This is a genomic window from Winogradskyella sp. Asnod2-B02-A (assembly GCF_045063645.1).
Taxonomy (GTDB): Bacteria; Bacteroidota; Bacteroidia; order Flavobacteriales; family Flavobacteriaceae; genus Winogradskyella.
Window position 1 is genome coordinate 2,216,471 of record NZ_JBEFOG010000027.1, and the last position, 20,096, is coordinate 2,236,566.

General features: G+C 31.0%; 18 protein-coding genes and 1 tRNA gene. 8 read left to right on the top strand and 11 right to left on the bottom strand.

Going from position 1 to position 20,096, the window contains the following annotated elements; all coding sequences use genetic code 11:
• Positions 1 to 60: 60 nt before the first annotated feature.
• The 4 genes from ACJJVO_RS17460 to ACJJVO_RS17475 are packed head-to-tail and all read right to left on the bottom strand — an operon-like array spanning position 61 to position 2,535.
• The gene (locus tag ACJJVO_RS17460; RefSeq protein WP_405576455.1) at positions 61 to 864 is read right to left on the bottom strand and encodes a sulfite exporter TauE/SafE family protein; all 804 of its coding nucleotides are present in this window, start codon (positions 862 to 864) and stop codon (positions 61 to 63) included.
• A gap of 1 nt (position 865) precedes the next feature.
• Positions 866 to 1,282 carry a DUF6691 family protein gene (locus ACJJVO_RS17465; protein WP_405576457.1) on the bottom strand — a complete coding sequence of 139 codons (417 nt, stop codon included), beginning with the start codon at positions 1,280 to 1,282 and terminating at the stop codon, positions 866 to 868.
• 2 nt (positions 1,283 to 1,284) lie between these two features.
• Complete coding sequence (locus tag ACJJVO_RS17470) at positions 1,285 to 1,842, bottom strand: YeeE/YedE family protein (RefSeq protein WP_405576459.1); 558 nt, start codon at positions 1,840 to 1,842, stop codon at positions 1,285 to 1,287.
• A gap of 57 nt (positions 1,843 to 1,899) precedes the next feature.
• Positions 1,900 to 2,535, bottom strand: coding sequence for a Crp/Fnr family transcriptional regulator (locus tag ACJJVO_RS17475; RefSeq protein WP_405576461.1), 636 nt, complete (start codon positions 2,533 to 2,535; stop codon positions 1,900 to 1,902).
• Positions 2,536 to 2,623: 88 nt separating this feature from the next.
• Here ACJJVO_RS17475 and ACJJVO_RS17480 point away from each other — a divergent pair.
• A tRNA-Arg gene (locus ACJJVO_RS17480) sits at positions 2,624 to 2,697 on the top strand.
• A 149-nt stretch (positions 2,698 to 2,846) separates the two neighbouring features.
• Here the strand turns inward: ACJJVO_RS17480 and ACJJVO_RS17485 are convergent.
• Together ACJJVO_RS17485 and ACJJVO_RS17490 are read right to left on the bottom strand one after the other, a co-directional pair.
• A complete protein-coding gene (locus tag ACJJVO_RS17485) occupies positions 2,847 to 5,114 on the bottom strand; it encodes a tetratricopeptide repeat protein (RefSeq protein ID WP_405576463.1) in 2,268 nt (755 codons plus the stop codon).
• 128 nt (positions 5,115 to 5,242) lie between these two features.
• Positions 5,243 to 5,395: an SsrA-binding protein gene (locus ACJJVO_RS17490; protein ID WP_405576465.1), complete on the bottom strand. Its 153-nt coding sequence runs from the start codon at positions 5,393 to 5,395 to the stop codon at positions 5,243 to 5,245.
• Positions 5,396 to 5,958: 563 nt separating this feature from the next.
• On the opposite strand from ACJJVO_RS17490, the gene ACJJVO_RS17495 reads away from it, so the two are divergent.
• Entirely contained in the window at positions 5,959 to 7,920 is a 1,962-nt protein-coding gene (locus ACJJVO_RS17495; protein WP_405576467.1) for an endonuclease, read from the top strand.
• Positions 7,921 to 7,995: 75 nt separating this feature from the next.
• Here ACJJVO_RS17495 and ACJJVO_RS17500 read toward each other — a convergent pair whose 3' ends face one another.
• Entirely contained in the window at positions 7,996 to 10,590 is a 2,595-nt protein-coding gene (locus ACJJVO_RS17500; RefSeq protein ID WP_405576469.1) for a M56 family metallopeptidase, read from the bottom strand.
• A gap of 2 nt (positions 10,591 to 10,592) precedes the next feature.
• Complete coding sequence (locus tag ACJJVO_RS17505) at positions 10,593 to 10,952, bottom strand: BlaI/MecI/CopY family transcriptional regulator (protein WP_405576471.1); 360 nt, start codon at positions 10,950 to 10,952, stop codon at positions 10,593 to 10,595.
• A 156-nt stretch (positions 10,953 to 11,108) separates the two neighbouring features.
• Between ACJJVO_RS17505 and ACJJVO_RS17510 the strand changes: the two genes are divergently transcribed.
• On the top strand, positions 11,109 to 12,059 hold the full coding sequence (locus tag ACJJVO_RS17510; protein ID WP_405576473.1) for a calcium/sodium antiporter: 951 nt from the start codon (positions 11,109 to 11,111) through the stop codon (positions 12,057 to 12,059).
• 72 nt (positions 12,060 to 12,131) lie between these two features.
• Here ACJJVO_RS17510 and ACJJVO_RS17515 read toward each other — a convergent pair whose 3' ends face one another.
• Positions 12,132 to 13,157 (bottom strand): glutamine synthetase beta-grasp domain-containing protein, encoded by a 1,026-nt coding sequence (locus tag ACJJVO_RS17515; protein ID WP_405576475.1) that lies wholly within the window; start codon positions 13,155 to 13,157, stop codon positions 12,132 to 12,134.
• A gap of 175 nt (positions 13,158 to 13,332) precedes the next feature.
• Between ACJJVO_RS17515 and ACJJVO_RS17520 the strand changes: the two genes are divergently transcribed.
• From ACJJVO_RS17520 to ACJJVO_RS17540, 5 genes are all read left to right on the top strand, one after another.
• Positions 13,333 to 15,519, top strand: coding sequence for a glutamine synthetase III (locus ACJJVO_RS17520; protein WP_405576477.1), 2,187 nt, complete (start codon positions 13,333 to 13,335; stop codon positions 15,517 to 15,519).
• A gap of 225 nt (positions 15,520 to 15,744) precedes the next feature.
• Positions 15,745 to 15,882, top strand: coding sequence for a hypothetical protein (locus tag ACJJVO_RS17525; protein WP_181897579.1), 138 nt, complete (start codon positions 15,745 to 15,747; stop codon positions 15,880 to 15,882).
• Between the two features lie 183 nt (positions 15,883 to 16,065).
• On the top strand, positions 16,066 to 16,740 hold the full coding sequence (locus ACJJVO_RS17530) for an outer membrane beta-barrel protein (protein ID WP_405576479.1): 675 nt from the start codon (positions 16,066 to 16,068) through the stop codon (positions 16,738 to 16,740).
• A 44-nt stretch (positions 16,741 to 16,784) separates the two neighbouring features.
• On the top strand, positions 16,785 to 17,963 hold the full coding sequence (locus tag ACJJVO_RS17535) for an AIR synthase related protein (protein WP_405576481.1): 1,179 nt from the start codon (positions 16,785 to 16,787) through the stop codon (positions 17,961 to 17,963).
• Positions 17,964 to 17,973: 10 nt separating this feature from the next.
• Positions 17,974 to 18,978, top strand: coding sequence for a DUF3078 domain-containing protein (locus tag ACJJVO_RS17540; RefSeq protein WP_405576483.1), 1,005 nt, complete (start codon positions 17,974 to 17,976; stop codon positions 18,976 to 18,978).
• A gap of 16 nt (positions 18,979 to 18,994) precedes the next feature.
• On the opposite strand, the gene ACJJVO_RS17545 is transcribed toward ACJJVO_RS17540, so the two are convergent.
• Together ACJJVO_RS17545 and ACJJVO_RS17550 are read right to left on the bottom strand one after the other, a co-directional pair.
• Positions 18,995 to 19,657: an ATP-binding cassette domain-containing protein gene (locus ACJJVO_RS17545; protein ID WP_405576485.1), complete on the bottom strand. Its 663-nt coding sequence runs from the start codon at positions 19,655 to 19,657 to the stop codon at positions 18,995 to 18,997.
• Positions 19,658 to 19,706: 49 nt separating this feature from the next.
• Positions 19,707 to 19,994: a hypothetical protein gene (locus ACJJVO_RS17550; RefSeq protein WP_405576487.1), complete on the bottom strand. Its 288-nt coding sequence runs from the start codon at positions 19,992 to 19,994 to the stop codon at positions 19,707 to 19,709.
• Positions 19,995 to 20,096 lie beyond the last annotated feature (102 nt).

Genomic DNA, 20,096 nt, shown 5'->3' on the forward strand with positions numbered 1-20,096 from the left:
AATTTAATGCAAATTTACAAAACTTCATTTTTTGAAATGTGATAATTATCACAAAAGGTTTTAAAATAACTCCTTGTAAATTATATAGATTGCCATTAATAGGGTGAAATATCCAAATCCTTTTTTTAGTCCTTTTGCACTTATTTTTTTTGAAAGTGCTAGACCAATAAAAATACCTAGAATAGAAATTATGGTAAACGTAATTAGAAATTGCCAATCTATTTTTAAGGTTTTTAGATCACCTAAAAATCCAATCAATGATTGTATGGCAATAATGAATAACGACGTGCTTATCGCTTTTTTTATGGGTAGTTTTACTAGTAAGACTAATGCTGGTACTATTAAAAATCCTCCACCAGCACCAACTAAACCGGCTAAAGCACCAATACCTATAGCTTGTGTACCAATTGCAAAATAGTGTGTGTTATCAAAATCTTTTATCACATGATCACTATTAACCGCTTTAGATTTTATCATTGACCAACCTGCCAAAAGCATTATTACTGCGAATATTAGCATTATAAATAGTGAATTGGTAAGTGAAAACTGGCCAATTGTAAATATCACTTCTGGTAAATTAGGGATAACTAAGCTTCTCACCATAAATACGGTCAATATTGAAGGAACAGCAAATATGATAGCTATTTTAAAATCAATGGTGTTTTTCTTAATGTTTCTAAAAGTGCCAACCAAGGCTGTACTACCAACTACAAAAAGGGAGTAGCTAGTTGCTATTATTGGGCTAAAGCCTAATAAATATACCAAAATAGGAACAGTTAAAATTGAGCCACCTCCTCCAATTAAACCTAATACGAGTCCAACAATTAATGCTCCGATATAACCTAAAATTTCCGTTAATTCCATATCAATGTGGGAGTTTGTTTTTTAATATGCCATAAACATAAGTACCTAAAAGTGCCGCAATAATGACTATTAATATTGAGAAAGCACCTGTACCTACTAAAATATACATTGGTCCTGGGCAAGCACCACATAAGGCCCAACCTAAACCAAAAATAGTTCCACCAATTATATAGCGCGTAAAACCACGCTCTTTTAAAGGTACTTTTAATGAATTACCTTCTGTAGTTTTAATTTTATTTATTTTAGATAGCTTCAAAAGTAGAATCCCTGTTAAAACAGCAGTTCCAATTATGCCATACATGTGAAAAGATTGAAACTTAAACATTTCAAAAATACGATACCAAGAAACAGCTTCAGATTTTACGAGAACAATTCCGAAGAAAATACCAACAACAAAGAATTTTATATATTTTCCCATAATTAAAAAAGTGTTGGATAAATAAGATGAATCATAATTAAGCCTCCTAAAAAGAAACCTATCACTGCAATTAATGATGGTAATTGCAAACTACTTAGTCCTGTTATAGCATGTCCAGAGGTACAACCACCAGCATAACGTGTACCAAAGCCAACTAGAAATCCTCCAATAATTAATATGAGAATGCCTTTTATACTAAATACGGCATCCCAACTAAATAATTCAGGAGGTAATAAACTTTGTCCTATATCATTAAATCCTAATACAGTTAAATCTTTAATAGTGGCTTCACTGAGATCCATGTTTATAGGATTAGATAAAAAATAGTGAGCAATAAAGCCTCCAAAAATAGCTCCGAGTACAACGACTAGATTCCACTTTTGACTTTTCCAATCAAATTTAAAAAACTCCACTCGTTTTCCTGCACCACCAATAGCACACAAGGTTCTTAAGTTTGATGACATACCAAAAGTTCTTCCAAAATAAATTAGAAGAAACATGATGATTGCAATACATGGACCTGAAACATACCAAGGCCATGGTTGTAAAATATATTCCATAGAATTAATTTAATACAAAAGTAAAGTTCTGTTATTTGGGCTGTGTAATAAAAGTGACTAAAATTCTAAAACATTAATCTTGTTTCTACCAAGTTCAATTTTATTTTCTCTTTCTAATTGCTTTAATAGTCTTGAAATAACAACTCTAGAAGTGTTTAAATCTTCAGCAATTTCTTGATGTGTAACTTCTAAATGTGTAGAAGCAGATAGTTTTACCTGATCTGTAAGGTATTTAAATAAGCGTTCATCCATTTTCATAAACGCTAATGTGTCAATTGTTTCTAGCATTTCGTCAAAACGAACTTGATAACTCTGTAATATGAAATCCCTCCAACTTTCGTTAGTGTTAAACCATATTTTCATGTTTTCTATTGGTATCATAACAACAGTTGCATCTTCGTCTGCAATAGCACGTATTTTACTAACAGATTTTACCATACAACATGTTAGTGACATCGCACAGGTATCTCCAGACTCTAAAACATATAATAAAAGTTCATCTCCATTATTATCTTCTCTTAAAACTTTAATATTCCCACTAATTAATAAAGGAATATAGTTTAAATCTTGACCTATATCTATGATGATATCTGATTTATGAAAGGTTTTTAGGACGGCAACATTAGCTATATTATCAATTATTTCTGAATCGAATAGGTAGTTGAAAGGTTGGAGTAGTGTTTTAGCAATCATGTCTCAAAAATACTAATTTTAAAATTTGAAATAAATAGTTTGCATGTTTTTTAATAAAATTGTTATATTTGCACCCACTTTAAAAAATGGCCTCGTAGCATAACTGAATAGTGCACCACATTACGGCTGTGGAGGTTGAAGGTTTGAATCCTTCCGAGGTCACAAAAAAGTATTAAACCCAGACATTAAATCAAGCTTGCTTGAATTTATAAGTTTGGGTTTTTTTATGTTCAAAAATATTGAAAGTCGTCGTTTTCTTGTTGTGTTTTAGTCCGTTGTTTTAAAAAGAGATCATTCTTTTGGATTAAAAACTAATCAAGCTGATTTAGGAATTTTAAATATTGAGTATTGTTTGGATAAAGGTTAACTAATTTAGAAACTATATTTTTAGCTTTTTCTTTTTGATTGGTAGTTGAATAGTGATAGGCTAAGGCATATAATAAACTTTCATTGTTTGCTTCAACTTTTAATCCATTAATAAGTGTTTGTTCTGCATGTTTACGATCTTGTTTTTTATCATACAATAAACTTAAATTATAATAGGTGCGTGTATTTTCTGGCATGTGCTTAACCGCATTTTTCATTTGGATTATGGCATCGTCTATTCTATTTAACTCAGCGTATAATAAAGATAGTGAGTAATAAACTGGTCCATATTCTGGTTCTTGCTCTATTACGGTCTTAAATGCTTTTTCAGCTTCAATAAAATTTTGATCTTGATAGTATAAGTTTGCTAAATTTAATCGTATTTGATTGTTGGTATTATCAATTTCTAAAGCACTTTCGTAGCCTTTAATTCCACTTTGTAAATCACCCTTTTTAATATAATAATTTGCTTTTTTCATTCTGCCTCCAACAAAATCAGCATTAGTATTTAAATTATCAAAGAACTCTTTTTTTACTTTTTTGTAACTGTCTTTATATTTTTCTGGTATTTGTAATTCTGTTAAACCGCCAAGTCCATAAAAAGCCTTAACCCTTACACTTCTTTTACTGTCTTCTAACAACGGTAAGAAGTAGGAGGAATATTCTGTATTATTAGTTTGACTCATTACGTCTAAAGTGGTTCCTCTTACTAATGGAGATTCATCATTTAAGAGCGCAAGATATTGATCTATTAAATTTTCTGCATCGTAATATGAAATGGCTTTAACGGCAGAAGCTCTTACTATTTCTGGCTGTGTTTTGTCATTCATTAATTCAGCTAAACCTATTTCTGCATTTGGTTCGTGAGCGATTCCTGGAGCTAATTTTTCTGAATAATGATGAGCATCTAATTCTCCGTATTGTTTTTTAAATTCTGCCCAAGCCCATTCATCATCTTTGTCTTCGTGGCATCCTGTACAGGCATTTGGAGTGTCATATTTTAAACTTAAATCTGGTCTCGGAATTCTAAAACTATGGTCTCTTCTAAAATCATTTCCCATGTAATATTTGCCAGGCATATGGCAATTAATACATTGAGAAGCTTCTGTGTTTTCTTTATGAAAATGATGTTTAGGTGTATTGTATTTCTCTGGTAAATGACATTGTGCACATAATTTATTGCCTTCAAATTTTAACTTTAATGAGTGTGAATTATGACAATTACTGCAGGTGACGTTGTTTTGATACATTTTACTCTGAGTGAATGAGCCATAAACATAAACTTCATCTAAAATTTGACCATCAGGATAATACAATCCTTCTTCTAATATCTGCGGAAAGTAATGATCTAACATAGTACCTTCAAAATTGAAATGCGATGAATATTGCTCTCTTCTCATATGGCAACGAGCACATTCATCTACTAATTCTTTTGGTTTAGTATCTAAAGTCATTTGTAAAGTTCCGGTAGAAGAATAGTTTTTACCAAGTCTTTTAACATCCTCTACATGCTGTTTTCCAGGACCATGGCAAGCTTCGCAATTAACGTTGATAATAGCAAATTTAGTGTCGTAACTATGGGTTTTTTGGTCGTAATTTTTTCTAACGTTGGTAGAGTGACAATCGGAACACATGTTATTCCAGTTTAATCCTCCTCTAGACCAATGTAACCATTCTGAGTGTACAACTTTAAAATCTGGATATAGATCAAACCATTTGTTTTCTTTAGAATCCCAAGCCGTTCTTAAACATTGGTAATGTCCGTTTGGAAATTGTACAATATACTGTTGTAGAGGTGTTATTCCAAAAGTATAAATCACTTTGTAGTCATGATATTTTCCGTCTGGTCCTTCGGTATTGGCATAAAAATCAGAATCTTTTTTATAAAAACGCGAAGTAATACCTTGGCTTGTAAATTTCTCACCATTAAAATCTGCTAATACAGAAACGCTATCTGCAATTTGCATGGCTTTATCGTGATGAGAACCTTGCCAGTCTTTAAATTCTTCTTTATGGCATTCTTTACAGTTGTTGTCTCCTAAAAAATGATTGTCAGGGATTATTTTTCCTGATAAAAATACAGACTCATTTGTTTCAATAGCTTCGTATTTGTTGTTGTCTTTACATGATAAAACAATTGAAAAACAACTTAATAACAAAATTATTACTCGATTTGTAAGATCTATTTTTGAATTGGTGATGTTTAGTTTCAAGGGTGAGAATTTGGTGTATTAAAAGTACAATTTTTTTTACTTTTTATACCCTAAACTTTATCATAATATCGTAAAATTAGACGTTACATGGCAACATAATAAGCTGTAATGTATTTACTATGATAATTCTATTGGAGTGCGTTTTTAGTTACATAAGCACGCCAACCTATGATAGCTAGTTGAAACTTAGAAGCTTTACTAAGATCTAGTTGTTTTTTAGTGTAAGATGGAAGTATGGCTTTGTTTAGTTTAGCCAGAATTTTAAAGATGTAGTTTTTCATTTTAAAACTGAATAGTCAATCTTTAGTAAAAATAGTAAAACTTATTCTAGAACTAAGTTTTACTTTTATTTGATTGGTAAATCAATTATAATTTAAAGTGTTGATATAATAATATCAATAATAAGTTTGGCTAGTGTGATCATAATTTTTTGGTTTTAGTGGTTAATAAAATGTATTGTTCGTTTGATTGAGTTTTCAATATATATTTTCAACTTACTATGTTCCAAACGTTTTTATTAAAATCGACAAATTTGAATTCTAATTTGTAATTAAAATAATGATTATGATTACAATAATTTGTGACTTATCTATGTTTAAGTAATAGTATTTAACTTAAAATTTAATATTTGTTTGATTTTAGTAGTTTTGTAGAGGGTTTTAGCTCTAGTTTTTAGAAACGTAGGGGAATTTGATGATTAAAACAGTACTATTTATATGTTTTGTCTTTATGTGAATTTTATTTCATGATAAATTTCATGTTTTAAAAGCCTCGTTTTTTGTAATTAATTATGGCTTAACTTTTAGATTTAATAATAAGTTATCTTTGTAAAAAAAAATATAAAATGAAAAGAATTACTTTTATTGTATTCCTGTTAATTTCTGGATTAAGTTGGTCTCAGGTTTTATTGATTAACGAATTAGATGCAGATACTCCTAGTATAGATACTCACGAGTTTATTGAGCTGAAATCTCAAGCGCCAAATTTTTCAACTGATGGTTACATATTGGTGTTTTTTAATGGCTCTAGCAGTGGAGGCGATTCTAGTTATTTTGTATATGACTTAAATGGATTAACAACAGATATTAATGGTTTGCTCGTTATTGGTAGTGATAATGTTTCTCCGTTTCCACAAGCATTAATGTCTGAGAACGTTATACAAAATGGACCAGATGCAGTTGGGATTTACCAAGCTTCTGTAAATGATTTTCCTGAAGAGACCATTGCAACTCAGACCAATTTAATTGATGCTATGGTTTATGGTACAAACGATTCTGACGCTACTGGCTTATTAACTAAACTAGGGCAGACCACTCAGTATAATGATAATGGTACAAACGCTAATCCTAAATCTATACAACGTTATATAGATGATATGGACAATGTAACATTTGATGCTCAAACACCAACTCCTCGAAGAGATAATGATGGTAATGGTATTGCTATTAACCCTATTGCAATTTCAATTGTAGACACTCAAATTGATGAAGGTGATACTTTTGATATTACATTTACAGCGGAAACTGCACTAACTTCAGATTTAAATTTTACTATAAGTTTAGATAATTTAGGATTTGGAATTTCAGATTTTACAGGAAGTACAAGTCTTACCATTCAGTCTGGTGAAACTACAACGATGACCACTATTTCATTAATTGATGATACAGAAGATGAGGGAGATGAAGTTTTAAAAATTAGATTTTTAGATTTAGTTGAACCCATTATTGCAGCAAATGGAGCCGTAGAGATAAGAGTTGTAGATAATGACTTTACTGTAGCAGCTTGGGGAACACCTTTGGCACCAACTTATGGGATTGTAGAGAGTACGCAACCAAATGGCTATTACAATAGTTTAGATGGGTTAGCAGATACCGAATTAAGACAAGCCTTACAAGATATAATAGCAGATCCTTCGGTTGTAAGAGCACAGACTTACGCTGATGTTGTAGATATTTTAAAAGAAGCTGATCAAAACCCTTTAAATAGTAACCAAGTTTGGTTAGTGTATTTAGAAGAAGGTCGTGCTAAGTTAGATTACCAAACGACGTCGTTAAGCACAGGGAAATGGAATAGAGAACACACGTTTCCTAGATCTAGAGGTGGTTTTGATAGTATAGAAGAGGATGAGATTGCAGACGGTATTGATATTTATTGGACTACAAAAGCAGATTCATTACGTCATGGTAATTCTGATGCACATGCTTTGAGAGCTGCAGATGGACCAGAGAATAGCACGCGAAACAACCAATTTTACGGTGAATATAATGGGCCAGATGGTACCGCAGGTAAATTTAAAGGAGACGTAGCTAGGAGTGTGTTTTATATGGCTGTGCGTTATAATGGTTTAGAAATAGTCAATGGTTTTCCTGAAGGGATTGTTGGAGAATTTGGTGATTTAGCAACGTTATTAGATTGGCATAGAAATGATCCGCCAGATGATTTTGAAATGAATAGAAATAATGTGGTTTATAATTGGCAGAAAAATAGAAGTCCGTTTATAGATCAACCAGATTTGATAGAGTATATTTGGGGTGATAGCGTTGGTTTAGCTTGGGATCAAGTATTAAGTGTTAATGAAAATACAGAACTCAAAGTAGCTGTATTCCCTAATCCAACAAATGGACGTGTTTATATTTCGGGTGCAACTGCAACAGTAGATGTTGAAGTTTATTCTGTAGATGGAAAGCGCTTAAAGCAATTACAATCTGTGGAAGATTATATCGACTTAGATGTAGCTTCAGGATTATATCTTTTAAAGATAACAAGTGATAATCGTTCTATAATTAAAAAAGTTATTGTAGATTAAATGATCTAAGACATAAAAAGAAAAGCCAAACTATTGTAATGTAGTTTGGCTTTTTTTTGTTTCCAAATTTTTCGTTTACTTGCTTCTAACTATTAAGGAGCCTTCTGATTTTCCAAATTCAATGTCTGGGATGCCATTAGTAACTTTCCAAGTTGCGCTATTTTTTCTACCTTCATTATCAATAAGACTAATTTTTATACTTGTAATTTTGCCATCTTTGTTTCGTTTTAATTTAGAATACTTAACCGTGATTCCAATGCTTTTAAGTTCATTTACGTGAGAATCTAAAATTTGATCTGGTGTAGATTTAGAAATATAGGCAAAGGATCCATTTTTTGAAGGATCTTCATCATCAATATAAGTCAAGCTATTTATTTTTGGTTCTCCAACGATCTTCCATGGGTTATCTTTTTTGGTGGTTTTGTTCTGGGGAGATTTTTCGGCATTTTTAGAAATAACTTCTACAACTCCATTGGCGCCTTTTTCTCCATATTTTTCTTTTGCTTCTTTTTCTTTTAGAACTTTTAGGCTTGAAACTGTTTCTTTTGAGTACACTTTTTGTAAATCTGATTTAGATATTTCTTTGCCATCAAGGATATATAATAAGTTATCTTCATTTGAAAAATGGATTTCGGAATTAGTATTTTTGTAAGTTATTGCTACAGTTTTATCTGCCTTTGTTGTCATAATTATGACTCCGTTTTTGCCTTTGTCTCCATATTTTTTAATAGCACTTTTATCTTTTAAAACAGTCATGCTTTCAATGAGATTGGCATTTAAAGATTTTAACATATCATGACTTGCTTCCTTACCATCAACTATAATTAAAGGCTCAGGATCTTTTTTTGTATAATTTGAAATTACTTTATAGCCTACCTGAGGTTGGTGAAGAATAATTTCTTCATTATAATCGGTAAATTTTACGTTTTTTTCATTTTCATAAAAAAGATTGGGTTTTTCTTGAGAGAAGCGTTTAATTTCTAATGAATCAATAATTCCATAGTATACTGTATCTTTTTTAGCCACAACATATGTTTTGTTAGTGTCTGCTTGGACTAAAATTGAATCTTGTTTTGGTGAATTATCTACTTTAGTGACTTCTAAAATGTTTACGTTTTCTTTGATGGTTCCAACTCTAAAACTTCCATCATCTTTAGTGTTAAAGTAAAATGATTTTATACCATCATTATTTTTTGCACTGTAGTTAGTAGATCCAGTTTTAGTTTTAAAATCGATATCAATAGCTTTGATTTCACTGTTTTGATCTCTTTTTATGCGTTTCACTACCATTATAACATCAATAGACTTTAATGTTTTTATAATGTCTTCTAGTTGATTATCTGTAGTTCTTTTTGTGAATACAATTTCAATTCGTTTTTGGTCAGTGATTTTATATTTCTCAATGACCTTATCTGTTAAATTATACTTTGCTAATAATTTATTAATTCTGTTAGTGAATGATTTTATAGCTGGATTATTCTTTGAATACTCACTATCTAAATCTAAGTAAAACGTTCCGTTGCCATATCTGCCAATAAAGCTTCCTTTTTTCTCAAAAAGTTCTTTATATATTATAAAAGATTCAATGGATATATTGTCATTAGATTCATATTTTGTATCCGCTAATTTTACAGCAATATTTGTGATTTCATTATTGCTATTACGCTTTAAATCATTAAAATTAAGTGAGATCTCTTTTTGTTTAAATTTATTGATAATGTGTTCTAGTTCAGAATCTTTGGTGTCTTTTGTAATAATAGAAAATACTTTGTCTTCTTTAGTTATGGTTTCATTATTAGTATTGTTTTCAATATATACCTTTTCTGTATTTACGCTCATTAATAAACCAGCTAAAAGGGGTAATATTAATGCGTATCTCCATTGTTTTTTTCTGTTTGATCTCGATTTGTTTAACATAAGAATTCGTTTTTTAATTGATGAATTATAAAAATTATTGGGTAATGAAATGTTGTGATTAGCAACACCGGTTTTTAATAATAAATGCTGGTATTCTTTTTCGTTTTCAGAAATAGTTTGTGTTTCTGAATCTGCGATATATTCTAAATTTTGTCGTACTTCTTTTCTGTAAAGCCATATTAATGGATTAAACCAAAATATAACACAAGCTAATTGTGTCAATAGTATATCTATAGAATGTAATTGGTTAGCGTGTACTTTTTCGTGAGTTAAAATGAGATCGAGTTCGTTTTCTTGTAAAATAACAGGGTTGTAAACAATCCATTTAAAGAATGAAAATGGTGAAATTTTACTTTCTATAATCACATAAGTATAGATGCCATCTTTAACTTTTGAGTTTTTGATTAATAGCAGAGCTAGTGATCCGAATTGAAATATAAATTGAATTAAAAATAAAGCTAAGCCTACACTATATATCATTGAAATTAGGGATGACCAATCAAAACTTTTTTGAATTGGTGTTGCCTCTATAAAGTTTGTAGGTGGTATTGGGTTATATACCGTTTCTTGAATAAAAGAAGGTTCTATTGGTATATAAATAGGAATAACAAGTAAAGGAAAAACTAAAGCGATTACTAAACCAATGAATAGAAACCATCTGTTATGCTGAAAGAACGTTTCTTTTTTTAATAAAAACAAATAACACAAATAAAATAGTACAATTACGGCTGATGCTTTTAGTAGATATTCCATAATTACTTCTTGTTTTCAATTAATGAAATAATTTCTTTAAGCTCATCTACACTAATCTTCTCTTCTTTGGCAAAAAATGAAACCACGTTTTTATACGAGCTATTAAAGTAGTTTTCAATAGCAGTATTCATAAATTTTGTTTTATAATCTTCTTTAGAGACGATAGGGAAGTACTGATGTGTTTTTCCATAAGCGTTATAACTCACATATCCTTTTTCTTCCAAGTTTCTTATAATTGTAGAAAGTGTGTTATAGTGTGGCTTGTCTTCTGTTATTTCGGCTAATACATCTTTTACAAAAGCTTTTTCTAGCTTCCATAGAATGTGCATAATCTCTTCTTCTTTGTTTGTTAGTTTTTGCATGGCATAATTTAAGTGTCAATCAAATCTATAACTATTTTTGTAGTTATACAACTAAAATAATAGTTATTTAACGAAAAATATAGTTTTTAGTTTCTGTAAAAAGGAAATGTTATCTTCGCGTTTTTAATAAATATAGTACTAAATAATAATAGGTAAATGAGTGTATTTCTTGTTCTTGCTGGTTTAGCGTTGCTGGTTGTTGGTGGTGATTTTTTAGTTAGAGCCTCCGTTGGTTTGTCTTTTAAGCTTAAGCTATCTAAATTAGTTATTGGTATGACGGTAGTTTCATTTGCGACTTCTGCACCCGAATTATTAGTGAGTTTACAGGCAGCTTTAGAAGGAGTTTCAGATATTGCTTTAGGTAATGTTATAGGCTCTAATATTGCCAATATAGGATTGGTTTTAGGTATAACAGCCATTATTTCTCCATTGGCAGTAGATAAAGATTTCTACAAATTGAATTGGCCAATGATGATGATATCGTCATTTGTGTTGTATTATTTCTTGTGGAATGATAATGTACTCACAGCTATTGAAGGGTTAATTTTATTTGTAGGCCTCGTTGTATTCTTAATTATTTTAATTAGAAGTTCTCGAAAATCTATTAAAGCAAATCTTGAAGAAGTAGACGATGCCCTTGCCGTGGTTTCAAATTTTAAAATTGTGATGTGGTTACTAATTGGAGCAGCAGGTTTGTATTTTGGTTCGCTTTGGTTGGTAGATGGTGCTAAGCAGTTAGCAACAGCAGTTGGTATTAGTGATTATGCGATTTCTGTAACTGTTATTGCAATTGGTACAAGTGTACCAGAACTTGCTGCTTCCGTTATTGCAGCATTAAAAAAAGAAAAAGCCTTATCATTAGGGAATCTTATTGGATCTAATATTTTTAATATAGCTTCTGTTTTAGGTTTAACAGCAATAATAAAACCTATTGCTGTGAATCCTGAAACTCCAGAGATACTATCGACTAATATTTGGTGGATGATTGCTTTTGCTGCGATTTTAATTCCTTTAATTTTAATCCCCAAACGTCTTGAAATAGGAAGGCTAAAAGGGATGCTGCTTTTTGGTGGTTATTTAGTTTTTATATATATCGCACTTAAGTAAAAGTTACTAAAAGACATAAAAAAAAAGGCTTGTAAATAATTACAAGCCTTTTTTAATTTATATAATCGCTAATTAAGAAATATTAGCGCTCTTTACAGTTTTAATAATACGACCTGCAATTTTGTATGGATCACCATTAGAAGCTGGTCTTCTATCTTCTAACCAACCTTTCCAGCCTTTCTCAACAGTAATAATTGGAATACGAATTGATGCACCTCTATCAGAAACTCCATAAGAGAAATCTGTAATGGCTGCAGTTTCGTGCTCACCAGTTAAACGTTGATCGTTAAACTCTCCATAAACAGCAATATGCTCTTTTACAACTGGTCTAAAAGCTTCACAAATCGCTTCGTAAGTTTCTTTAGAACCACATGTTCTTAAAACTTCGTTAGAGAAATTAGCATGCATACCAGAACCATTCCAGTCCATATCCTTACCTAATGGTTTTGGATGGTAGTCAATGTAATAACCATATTTTTCAGTTAAACGGTCTAATAAATATCTAGCAACCCAAATTTCGTCACCAGCTTTTTTAGCACCTTTAGCAAACAATTGGAATTCCCATTGTCCTGAAGCAACTTCTTGATTTATACCTTCAAAGTTTAAGCCTGCATCGATACATAAGTTAGCATGCTCTTCAACTAAACCTCTACCATGTGTATTTTTTCCACCAACAGAACAGTAGTACATACCTTGAGGCGCAGGATATCCACCTATAGGAAATCCTAATGGTAATTGTGTTTTAGTATCCATAATGAAATACTCTTGCTCAAAACCAAACCAGAAATCATTATCATCATCATCAATAGTAGCTCTACCATTAGAAACATGAGGTGTGCCATCAGCATTTAAAACTTCAGTCATCACTAAGTATCCATTAATTCTGTCTGGATCAGGATATATTGCTATAGGTTTTAATAAACAGTCAGATGAACCACCTGAGGCTTGTCTCGTAGATGACCCATCAAAAGACCACATACCTAATTCTTCAACTGTACCTTTAAAGTTTTCGTGCTCTTCTACTTTGGTTTTACTTCTCAAATTTTGAGTAGGGAAGTAACCATCTAGCCAAATGTATTCTAATTTAATTTTTGCCATAATGAAATTTTGTTTATATAGTATAGATACAAATATTGCTTTTTTTTTCTTTAGGGCAAAAAAAATAGGGCGTTTTAGATGAAATGTTATTAATTATTGTTAACAACCCTATTTTTTAATGGGTGGCAGTACAAATTTTAAATATTTCGTATTTTTGATTAAAAATATTATCAATATGTCAACACTTAGATTTCACGCTATAAAAAAATCTCTAAAACGCAAACCAGTAAAGATTACAGAGGAAAAAAGACGTTCTGAAATTTTTGGTCAGAATGTGTTTAATGAAGCCGCAATGCGTCAGTATTTAACTGAAACGGCATTAAAGAGTATAATGGGAGCTGTTGAAAAAGGGACTAAGATTGATCGATTAGTCGCAGATCATATTTCTACAGGAATGAAAGAATGGGCAATTTCTAAAGGAGCTACACATTATACGCATTGGTTTCAGCCATTAACGGGAGCTACAGCCGAAAAACATGATGCTTTTTTTGAAACAATAGGAGATGGGCTTGCTATTGAGAAATTTGGTGGCAATCAATTAGTGCAACAAGAACCAGATGCTTCTAGTTTTCCTAATGGAGGAATTAGAAACACGTTTGAAGCTAGAGGTTATACGGCTTGGGATCCAACGTCTCCAGCTTTTATATATGGTACAACATTATGTATTCCTACCGTTTTTGTGTCTTACACAGGAGAGGCTTTAGATAATAAAACTCCGCTTTTACGAGCATTACAGGTAATGGACAATGCAGCTGTTGCAATTTGTAAATATTTTGATAAAAATGTAAAAAAAGTAAATGCTTCCTTGGGTTGGGAGCAAGAATATTTTTTAATAGATAATGACTTAGCCGCTTCTAGACCAGATATTGTTTTAACTGGCCGTACACTTTTAGGACATTCTCCAGCAAAAGGTCAGCAACTAGATGATCATTACTTTGGGACTATTCCAAATAGAGCGATGTCTTATATGCGCGATTTAGAGAATGAATGTATGTTACTTGGTATTCCTGTGAAAACTAGGCATAATGAGGTAGCACCAAATCAGTTTGAATTGGCTCCGATATATGAAGAGGCAAATTTAGCTGTAGACCATAATTCATTGTTAATGGATGTTATGCAAAAAATAGCAAAGCGTCACAATTTTAAAGTGTTGTTGCACGAAAAACCTTTTGCAGGTGTCAATGGTTCTGGTAAGCACAACAATTGGAGTTTAAGTACAAATACTGGTGTCAATTTATTATCACCAGGAAAAACACCAATGAGTAATCTTCAATTTTTGACGTTCTTTATTAATACGATTAAAGCGGTACAAACTCACGAAGAATTATTGAGGGCAGCAATAGCATCTGCAAGTAATGATCATAGATTAGGTGCTAATGAAGCACCACCTGCAATAATTTCTGTTTTTATTGGTGAGCAATTAACAAAAGTATTAGAAGAACTAGAAAGTGTTTCTAAAGGGAAATTATCACCTCAAGAAAAAACGGACTTAAAGTTAAATGTTGTTGGTAAAATCCCTGAGATATTGTTAGATAATACGGATAGAAATAGAACTTCACCTTTTGCCTTTACGGGTAATAAATTTGAATTTAGAGCTGTTGGTTCTACGGCTAATTGCGCCAATCCTATGACGGTTTTAAATACTATAGTCGCTAAACAGTTAATGGATTTTAAAGTTGAAGTTGACGAACTAATAGATAAAAAAACAATGAAAAAAGATGATGCTATTTTTAATGTATTGAGAGAATACATTAAAACATCTAAAGCGATTCTTTTTGAAGGCAATGGTTACGGAGATGCATGGGAAAAAGAAGCTAAAAAACGAGGTTTAAGCAATAATAAAACAACACCAGAAGCACTAAAGATTAAATTTGCTAAATCTTCAATAGAGCTTTTTGATAGCTTAGGAGTGATGAATAAGGTAGAATCTGAAGCGCGTTACGAAATTGAAATGGAAGAGTATATTCTTCATATTCAAATAGAAAGTCGTGTTATTGGAGATATTGCCAGAAACCATGTTGTGCCTACTGCGGTTCGTTATCAAAATATATTGATAGAAAATGTTACTGGTCTAAAAACTATTTACGGTGATAAGTTTAAGGATTTTGCTAAAGAGCAGCTATATCTTATTGAGCAAATTTCTCATCACATTGAAGCGATAAATTCATTAGTAACTAAAATGACCGATTCACGTAAAGGATTTAATAAACAATTAGATATAGAAAAGAAAGCTAATGGTTATTGTCATAAAGTAAAACCATTGTTTGAAGATATTAGATATCATTGTGATAAATTAGAATTAATGATTGATGATGAGCTTTGGCCATTAACAAAATATAGAGAGTTGTTGTTCACTAAATGATAACATTTCAGTAACTTAAGTCTGTTTTTATATTGATTAAGTATTAAGATATACGTATATCTACGTATAAATTGGTCTAAACAAATTGCGTTTAGTGTCGTTTGTCGATAACTTCAAACTTATCATCGAAAAGGTAGTGGTTTAGTGCTAAATAATTGAAAATAACCATTTTCAAACTGTGTTTCTTCCGTACTTTTGTAGGGCTATTAATCAATATTTGTAAAAATGAAAAAGTTACTACTTAGTGTAGCTATACTTGTAGGTGCAACTCTTATTCTTTCACAAGGAAAATCTGATGATTTAAACAAAGTGACAAAAGATGATGTTGTTAACATACAATCAGCGCTACAAGCTGAATCTTAAAAAGTCAAAAAGTATTTATTACTATTAAGATAATAGGATGAAATCGATAATTCGGTTTCATCCTTTTTTTATTTAGTTTTTAATATTTAATGGTTGATTTTCAGTAATTTATAAATATTTGTATATATTGCCAACCCGTCAAAAATCTACACAGGAATAAACTTATCTTCTAATTAAAGGTATATGATTCCTAAATTCAATGCAATTATATTAAGTATTGCAATGACTTTTGTTTTTTTAAATTCTGCGTTTTCACAAGATGAAGATGCAAAAAGTGACAACTACATTAATAAAAGATATGCTTTCTTCAACTTTAGAGGGACTAACGCTATAGATGTAGTAGTTGGTTCTTTAATGGTGGAAGGTGATACTCCTAAATCTGATTTTGATTTATATTTTAGAATAGGGTATAAACACCATCTTACAAGTCATCTAAACATTAATTTTACATTCAATAAATACGACGTTGTTATTAAAGAGGATTATAATGAAGGATTTATGTCTTTTGATTTAAATTTAGAATACTTGTTTAGTCCTCACACAAAATTTACTCCTTTTATTTATGCTGGTGCAGGTTATAATGCTTCAAATTATTTTAAAAGTACAGCTTATAAATCCCAAGGAGGTCTAGGTTTTGAGTTTATACTAACTGAAGGTGTTGCTTTAAAACTTTTAGGAGAATATAATTATATGCTTACGGATGACATTGATGGTGTCATTGAAGGAGATACGGATGATGTGTTGTTTAGAATGGGATTAGGCCTTAATGTTTACTTTGGTGGTAATAAGAAAAAAGAAGCGTTACGGAGAAAAATGAAAACTGTAATTAATTCCAACCTAATCATTCCTTATAATTAAACGCAATTCTTACTTTTGCAAGACCAATACAAATAAAAAGTTCCATGAGTAATTCGGTTAGTAAAAGATATGCACAAAGAGGTGTTTCTGCTTCAAAAGAAGATGTCCATAATGCCATAAAGAATATTGATAAAGGCTTGTTCCCTAAAGCATTCTGCAAAATAGTACCAGATTATTTAACCAATGATGATGCATATTGTCTTATTATGCATGCAGATGGAGCTGGTACAAAATCGTCCTTAGCCTATATGTATTGGAAAGAAACTGGAGATTTGTCTGTTTGGAAAGGTATAGCCCAAGATGCCTTAATTATGAATATTGATGATTTGCTTTGTGTTGGTGCAACAGATAATATTATGTTGTCTTCAACTATAGGTAGGAATAAAAATTTAATTCCAGGAGAGGTTATTTCTGCTATTATTAACGGAACAGAAGATTTAATAGAAGATTTAAAATCTTTTGGAGTTACTATTCATTCTACAGGTGGTGAAACTGCTGATGTAGGGGATTTAGTAAGAACTATTATTGTAGATTCTACAGTAACAGCTCGCATAAAGCGTAGCGATGTTATTGATAATGCAAATATAGTTGCAGGCGATGTAATTGTAGGCTTAGAATCTTTTGGACAAGCAACTTACGAAACCGAATACAATGGTGGTATGGGAAGTAATGGCTTAACATCAGCAAGGCACGATGTGTTCTCTAAATACTTAGCCAAAAAATATCCTGAAAGCTATGATGCAGCTGTACCAGAAGATTTAGTATATTCTGGACAAACAAAACTTACAGATGCTGTTGAAAATTCACCAATCGATGCTGGTAAATTAGTACTCTCTCCCACTAGAACGTATGCACCAATTATAAAAGCAATTTTAAATACATATAATAGTGATGTTGTTCACGGTATGGTACATTGTAGTGGTGGAGCGCAAACTAAGATTCTACATTTTATAGATCATCTTCATATTATAAAAGATAATATGTTTAATGTTCCTCCGTTATTTAAACTCATTCAAGAACAATCTAAAACGGATTGGAAAGAAATGTATCAAGTATTTAACTGTGGTCATCGTATGGAACTTTATGTAAAACCAGAGGAGGCAAATGCAATTATTGAGATATCTAAATCTTTTAATGTAGATGCTAAAATTATTGGTAGGGTAGAAGCTTCAGAACAAAAGAAGCTTACCATAAAAAGTGAATATGGTACTTTTGATTATTAATTTTTAAAGTATGAAAAGCTATTCTTGGTTTCTTTTTGGAGTATTTATTTTATGTTCAGGTATTTTATCTGCACAACCAGATTCCCTCTATTTTAAAAAGAAAAAGCAAGCTCCTATTAAATTGGGTTGGAGAACAAAAAAGGAAGTTGGTCTAAACCTTAATCAGGTGTCTTTTACCAATTGGAATTCTGGTGGTACTAATTCAATTTCGGGTATTATAGTTGGAAAAGCAGAAGCAAAATACAAACAAGAAAAATGGTTTTGGAACTCTAATTTCAATGTGCGTTATGGTTTAAATAAGCAAGATGCTGAAGTCATAAAAAAAACGGATGATGTTATAGAAGTGATTTCTAATGTAGGACTAGAAAAAGATTCTAAAAGTAATTGGTTTTATTCTGCTAGATTTAGTCTTAATACACAGTTGGCTAATGGGTATAATTATCCAGATAGAGATAACCCTATTTCAAGATTTTTGGCTCCAGGATATATGTTTTTTGGGTTAGGTATGGAATATGGTAGACATATTGAGCGCTTGTCTTTTTACGCTTCTCCATTCACTTTAAAAACGACTTTTGTTTTAGATAAAGACTTGGCTAATAAAGGAGCATTTGGTGTAGATCCGGCAATTTATGACTTAGAAGGTAATATTCTAAAGGATGGAAAAAAAGTAAGACAAGAATTGGGTATTCTTTTAACTAACCAATATCAAGAAGAAATATTTGAAAATATTAAAGTTACAAGTCTTTTGCGTTTATATACAGACTACATTAATAGTTTTGGTAATATTGATATAGAATGGGAACTTAACTTAGATATGAAAGTCAATAAATATGTAAAGGCGACATTAGGTTCTCACCTTAGATATGATGATGATATTAAAGTTGAAGTAGAAACGAATGAGATAACCAATGAAGAGATTGTAATTATTGGTCCAAAACTACAGTGGAAACAAATTTTAGGAGTAGGTGTTGTTGTGGATTTAGATAATATTATAAAGTCTAATACGTCTTCATAATTTACAACCAAAGCGTTTAATTTAAAGTGCCTTCACTTAAATATTTGTAGTCTTCAAGTTCCGTAAGCTTATTAACTTGTTTTGTTGTACCATTTTGTAATAGGTAAATAATGTCAGAAGCTTCAATAATGTGCTGATACATGTGGTCTGATATAATAATAGCTTTCGTTTTCTTCTCTTCAGCAATGAGCTGTTTTATGGTTTCAATATGTAATGGTGATAAATGCGAAAAAGGTTCGTCTAAAAATACAATCTTACTTTTTGATTTCAGTATAATATAGGTTTCAATAAGTCGTCTTTCTCCGCCAGATAAGGCTTTAAATTTATGGTCTTTATAATTTGAAAAAGCTTCGAAGTTATCAATAAACACATTCCAATCTAGAGTGTATAATTTAAAAATAAATGATAATTTCATTCCATTAGGAATAAAATTATATTGAGGTAAATATTTAGCAATTCCTGTTGCGTATAATGGTTTTAACTCTGGTTTACTATCTAATCGTGTCAATTTGTATTTTGGTTTTAAATTCCCAAATGCAATATTGAGTAAACTACTTTTGCCACAGCCATTTCTGCCTAAAATAGCAGTCACTTTTCCTGTTTCTGCTTTTAGGTAAATACCGTTTAAAATGCGTTTGTTTTTAAAGTAAAGTTCTACATTGTCTAATTCAAATATCATTTAATTTTAGTAAAATATGTTTTATATATATTCATAATTTTAAGAGAATCTAAGTGAATTCTTTAAAAATAGTGAGATAAATAACAGTTAAAAAGCAATCTATTATAAACATAATAGAAAAAAGTTTTAAAGGCGAAATTCCTATATTTTTATAAAAGGTTAATTTTCGTTTGTTTGGGGTTTCACTCACGTAATACCATGCAAAAACCGTAAGAAATAGTTTAGTAGCAATTGCTGGTGCAATCTGTGCATTAAAAAATGCAACGACAGCAGTTACCAGAAGCGACCAAACCACAAACGGCTTATAAAATGATAGTATAGCTAGGAAACGATACATATTACTTACTAAACGTTCATTTTAGGGTATTTATTTTTTGATTGTAAAAATGTCCTGAAAATGCAAGCAAGAGAATCCATAAAAAAACGTATTTTTGAATTC

Bases quoted from the DNA above. Each gene is read 5' to 3' on its own strand.
- ACJJVO_RS17490 (WP_405576465.1), bottom strand. From the start codon at position 5,395: ATGAAAAACTACATCTTTAAAATTCTGGCTAAACTAAACAAAGCCATA.
- ACJJVO_RS17465 (WP_405576457.1), bottom strand. From the start codon at position 1,282: ATGGGAAAATATATAAAATTCTTTGTTGTTGGTATTTTCTTCGGAATT.
- ACJJVO_RS17460 (WP_405576455.1), bottom strand. From the start codon at position 864: ATGGAATTAACGGAAATTTTAGGTTATATCGGAGCATTAATTGTTGGA.
- ACJJVO_RS17540 (WP_405576483.1), top strand. From the start codon at position 17,974: ATGAAAAGCTATTCTTGGTTTCTTTTTGGAGTATTTATTTTATGTTCA.
- ACJJVO_RS17500 (WP_405576469.1), bottom strand. From the start codon at position 10,590: ATGGAATATCTACTAAAAGCATCAGCCGTAATTGTACTATTTTATTTG.
- ACJJVO_RS17520 (WP_405576477.1), top strand. From the start codon at position 13,333: ATGTCAACACTTAGATTTCACGCTATAAAAAAATCTCTAAAACGCAAA.
- ACJJVO_RS17550 (WP_405576487.1), bottom strand. From the start codon at position 19,994: ATGTATCGTTTCCTAGCTATACTATCATTTTATAAGCCGTTTGTGGTT.
- ACJJVO_RS17515 (WP_405576475.1), bottom strand. From the start codon at position 13,157: ATGGCAAAAATTAAATTAGAATACATTTGGCTAGATGGTTACTTCCCT.
- ACJJVO_RS17545 (WP_405576485.1), bottom strand. From the start codon at position 19,657: ATGATATTTGAATTAGACAATGTAGAACTTTACTTTAAAAACAAACGC.
- ACJJVO_RS17470 (WP_405576459.1), bottom strand. From the start codon at position 1,842: ATGGAATATATTTTACAACCATGGCCTTGGTATGTTTCAGGTCCATGT.
- ACJJVO_RS17510 (WP_405576473.1), top strand. From the start codon at position 11,109: ATGAGTGTATTTCTTGTTCTTGCTGGTTTAGCGTTGCTGGTTGTTGGT.
- ACJJVO_RS17530 (WP_405576479.1), top strand. From the start codon at position 16,066: ATGATTCCTAAATTCAATGCAATTATATTAAGTATTGCAATGACTTTT.
- ACJJVO_RS17495 (WP_405576467.1), top strand. From the start codon at position 5,959: ATGAAAAGAATTACTTTTATTGTATTCCTGTTAATTTCTGGATTAAGT.
- ACJJVO_RS17505 (WP_405576471.1), bottom strand. From the start codon at position 10,952: ATGCAAAAACTAACAAACAAAGAAGAAGAGATTATGCACATTCTATGG.
- ACJJVO_RS17475 (WP_405576461.1), bottom strand. From the start codon at position 2,535: ATGATTGCTAAAACACTACTCCAACCTTTCAACTACCTATTCGATTCA.
- ACJJVO_RS17525 (WP_181897579.1), top strand. From the start codon at position 15,745: ATGAAAAAGTTACTACTTAGTGTAGCTATACTTGTAGGTGCAACTCTT.
- ACJJVO_RS17535 (WP_405576481.1), top strand. From the start codon at position 16,785: ATGAGTAATTCGGTTAGTAAAAGATATGCACAAAGAGGTGTTTCTGCT.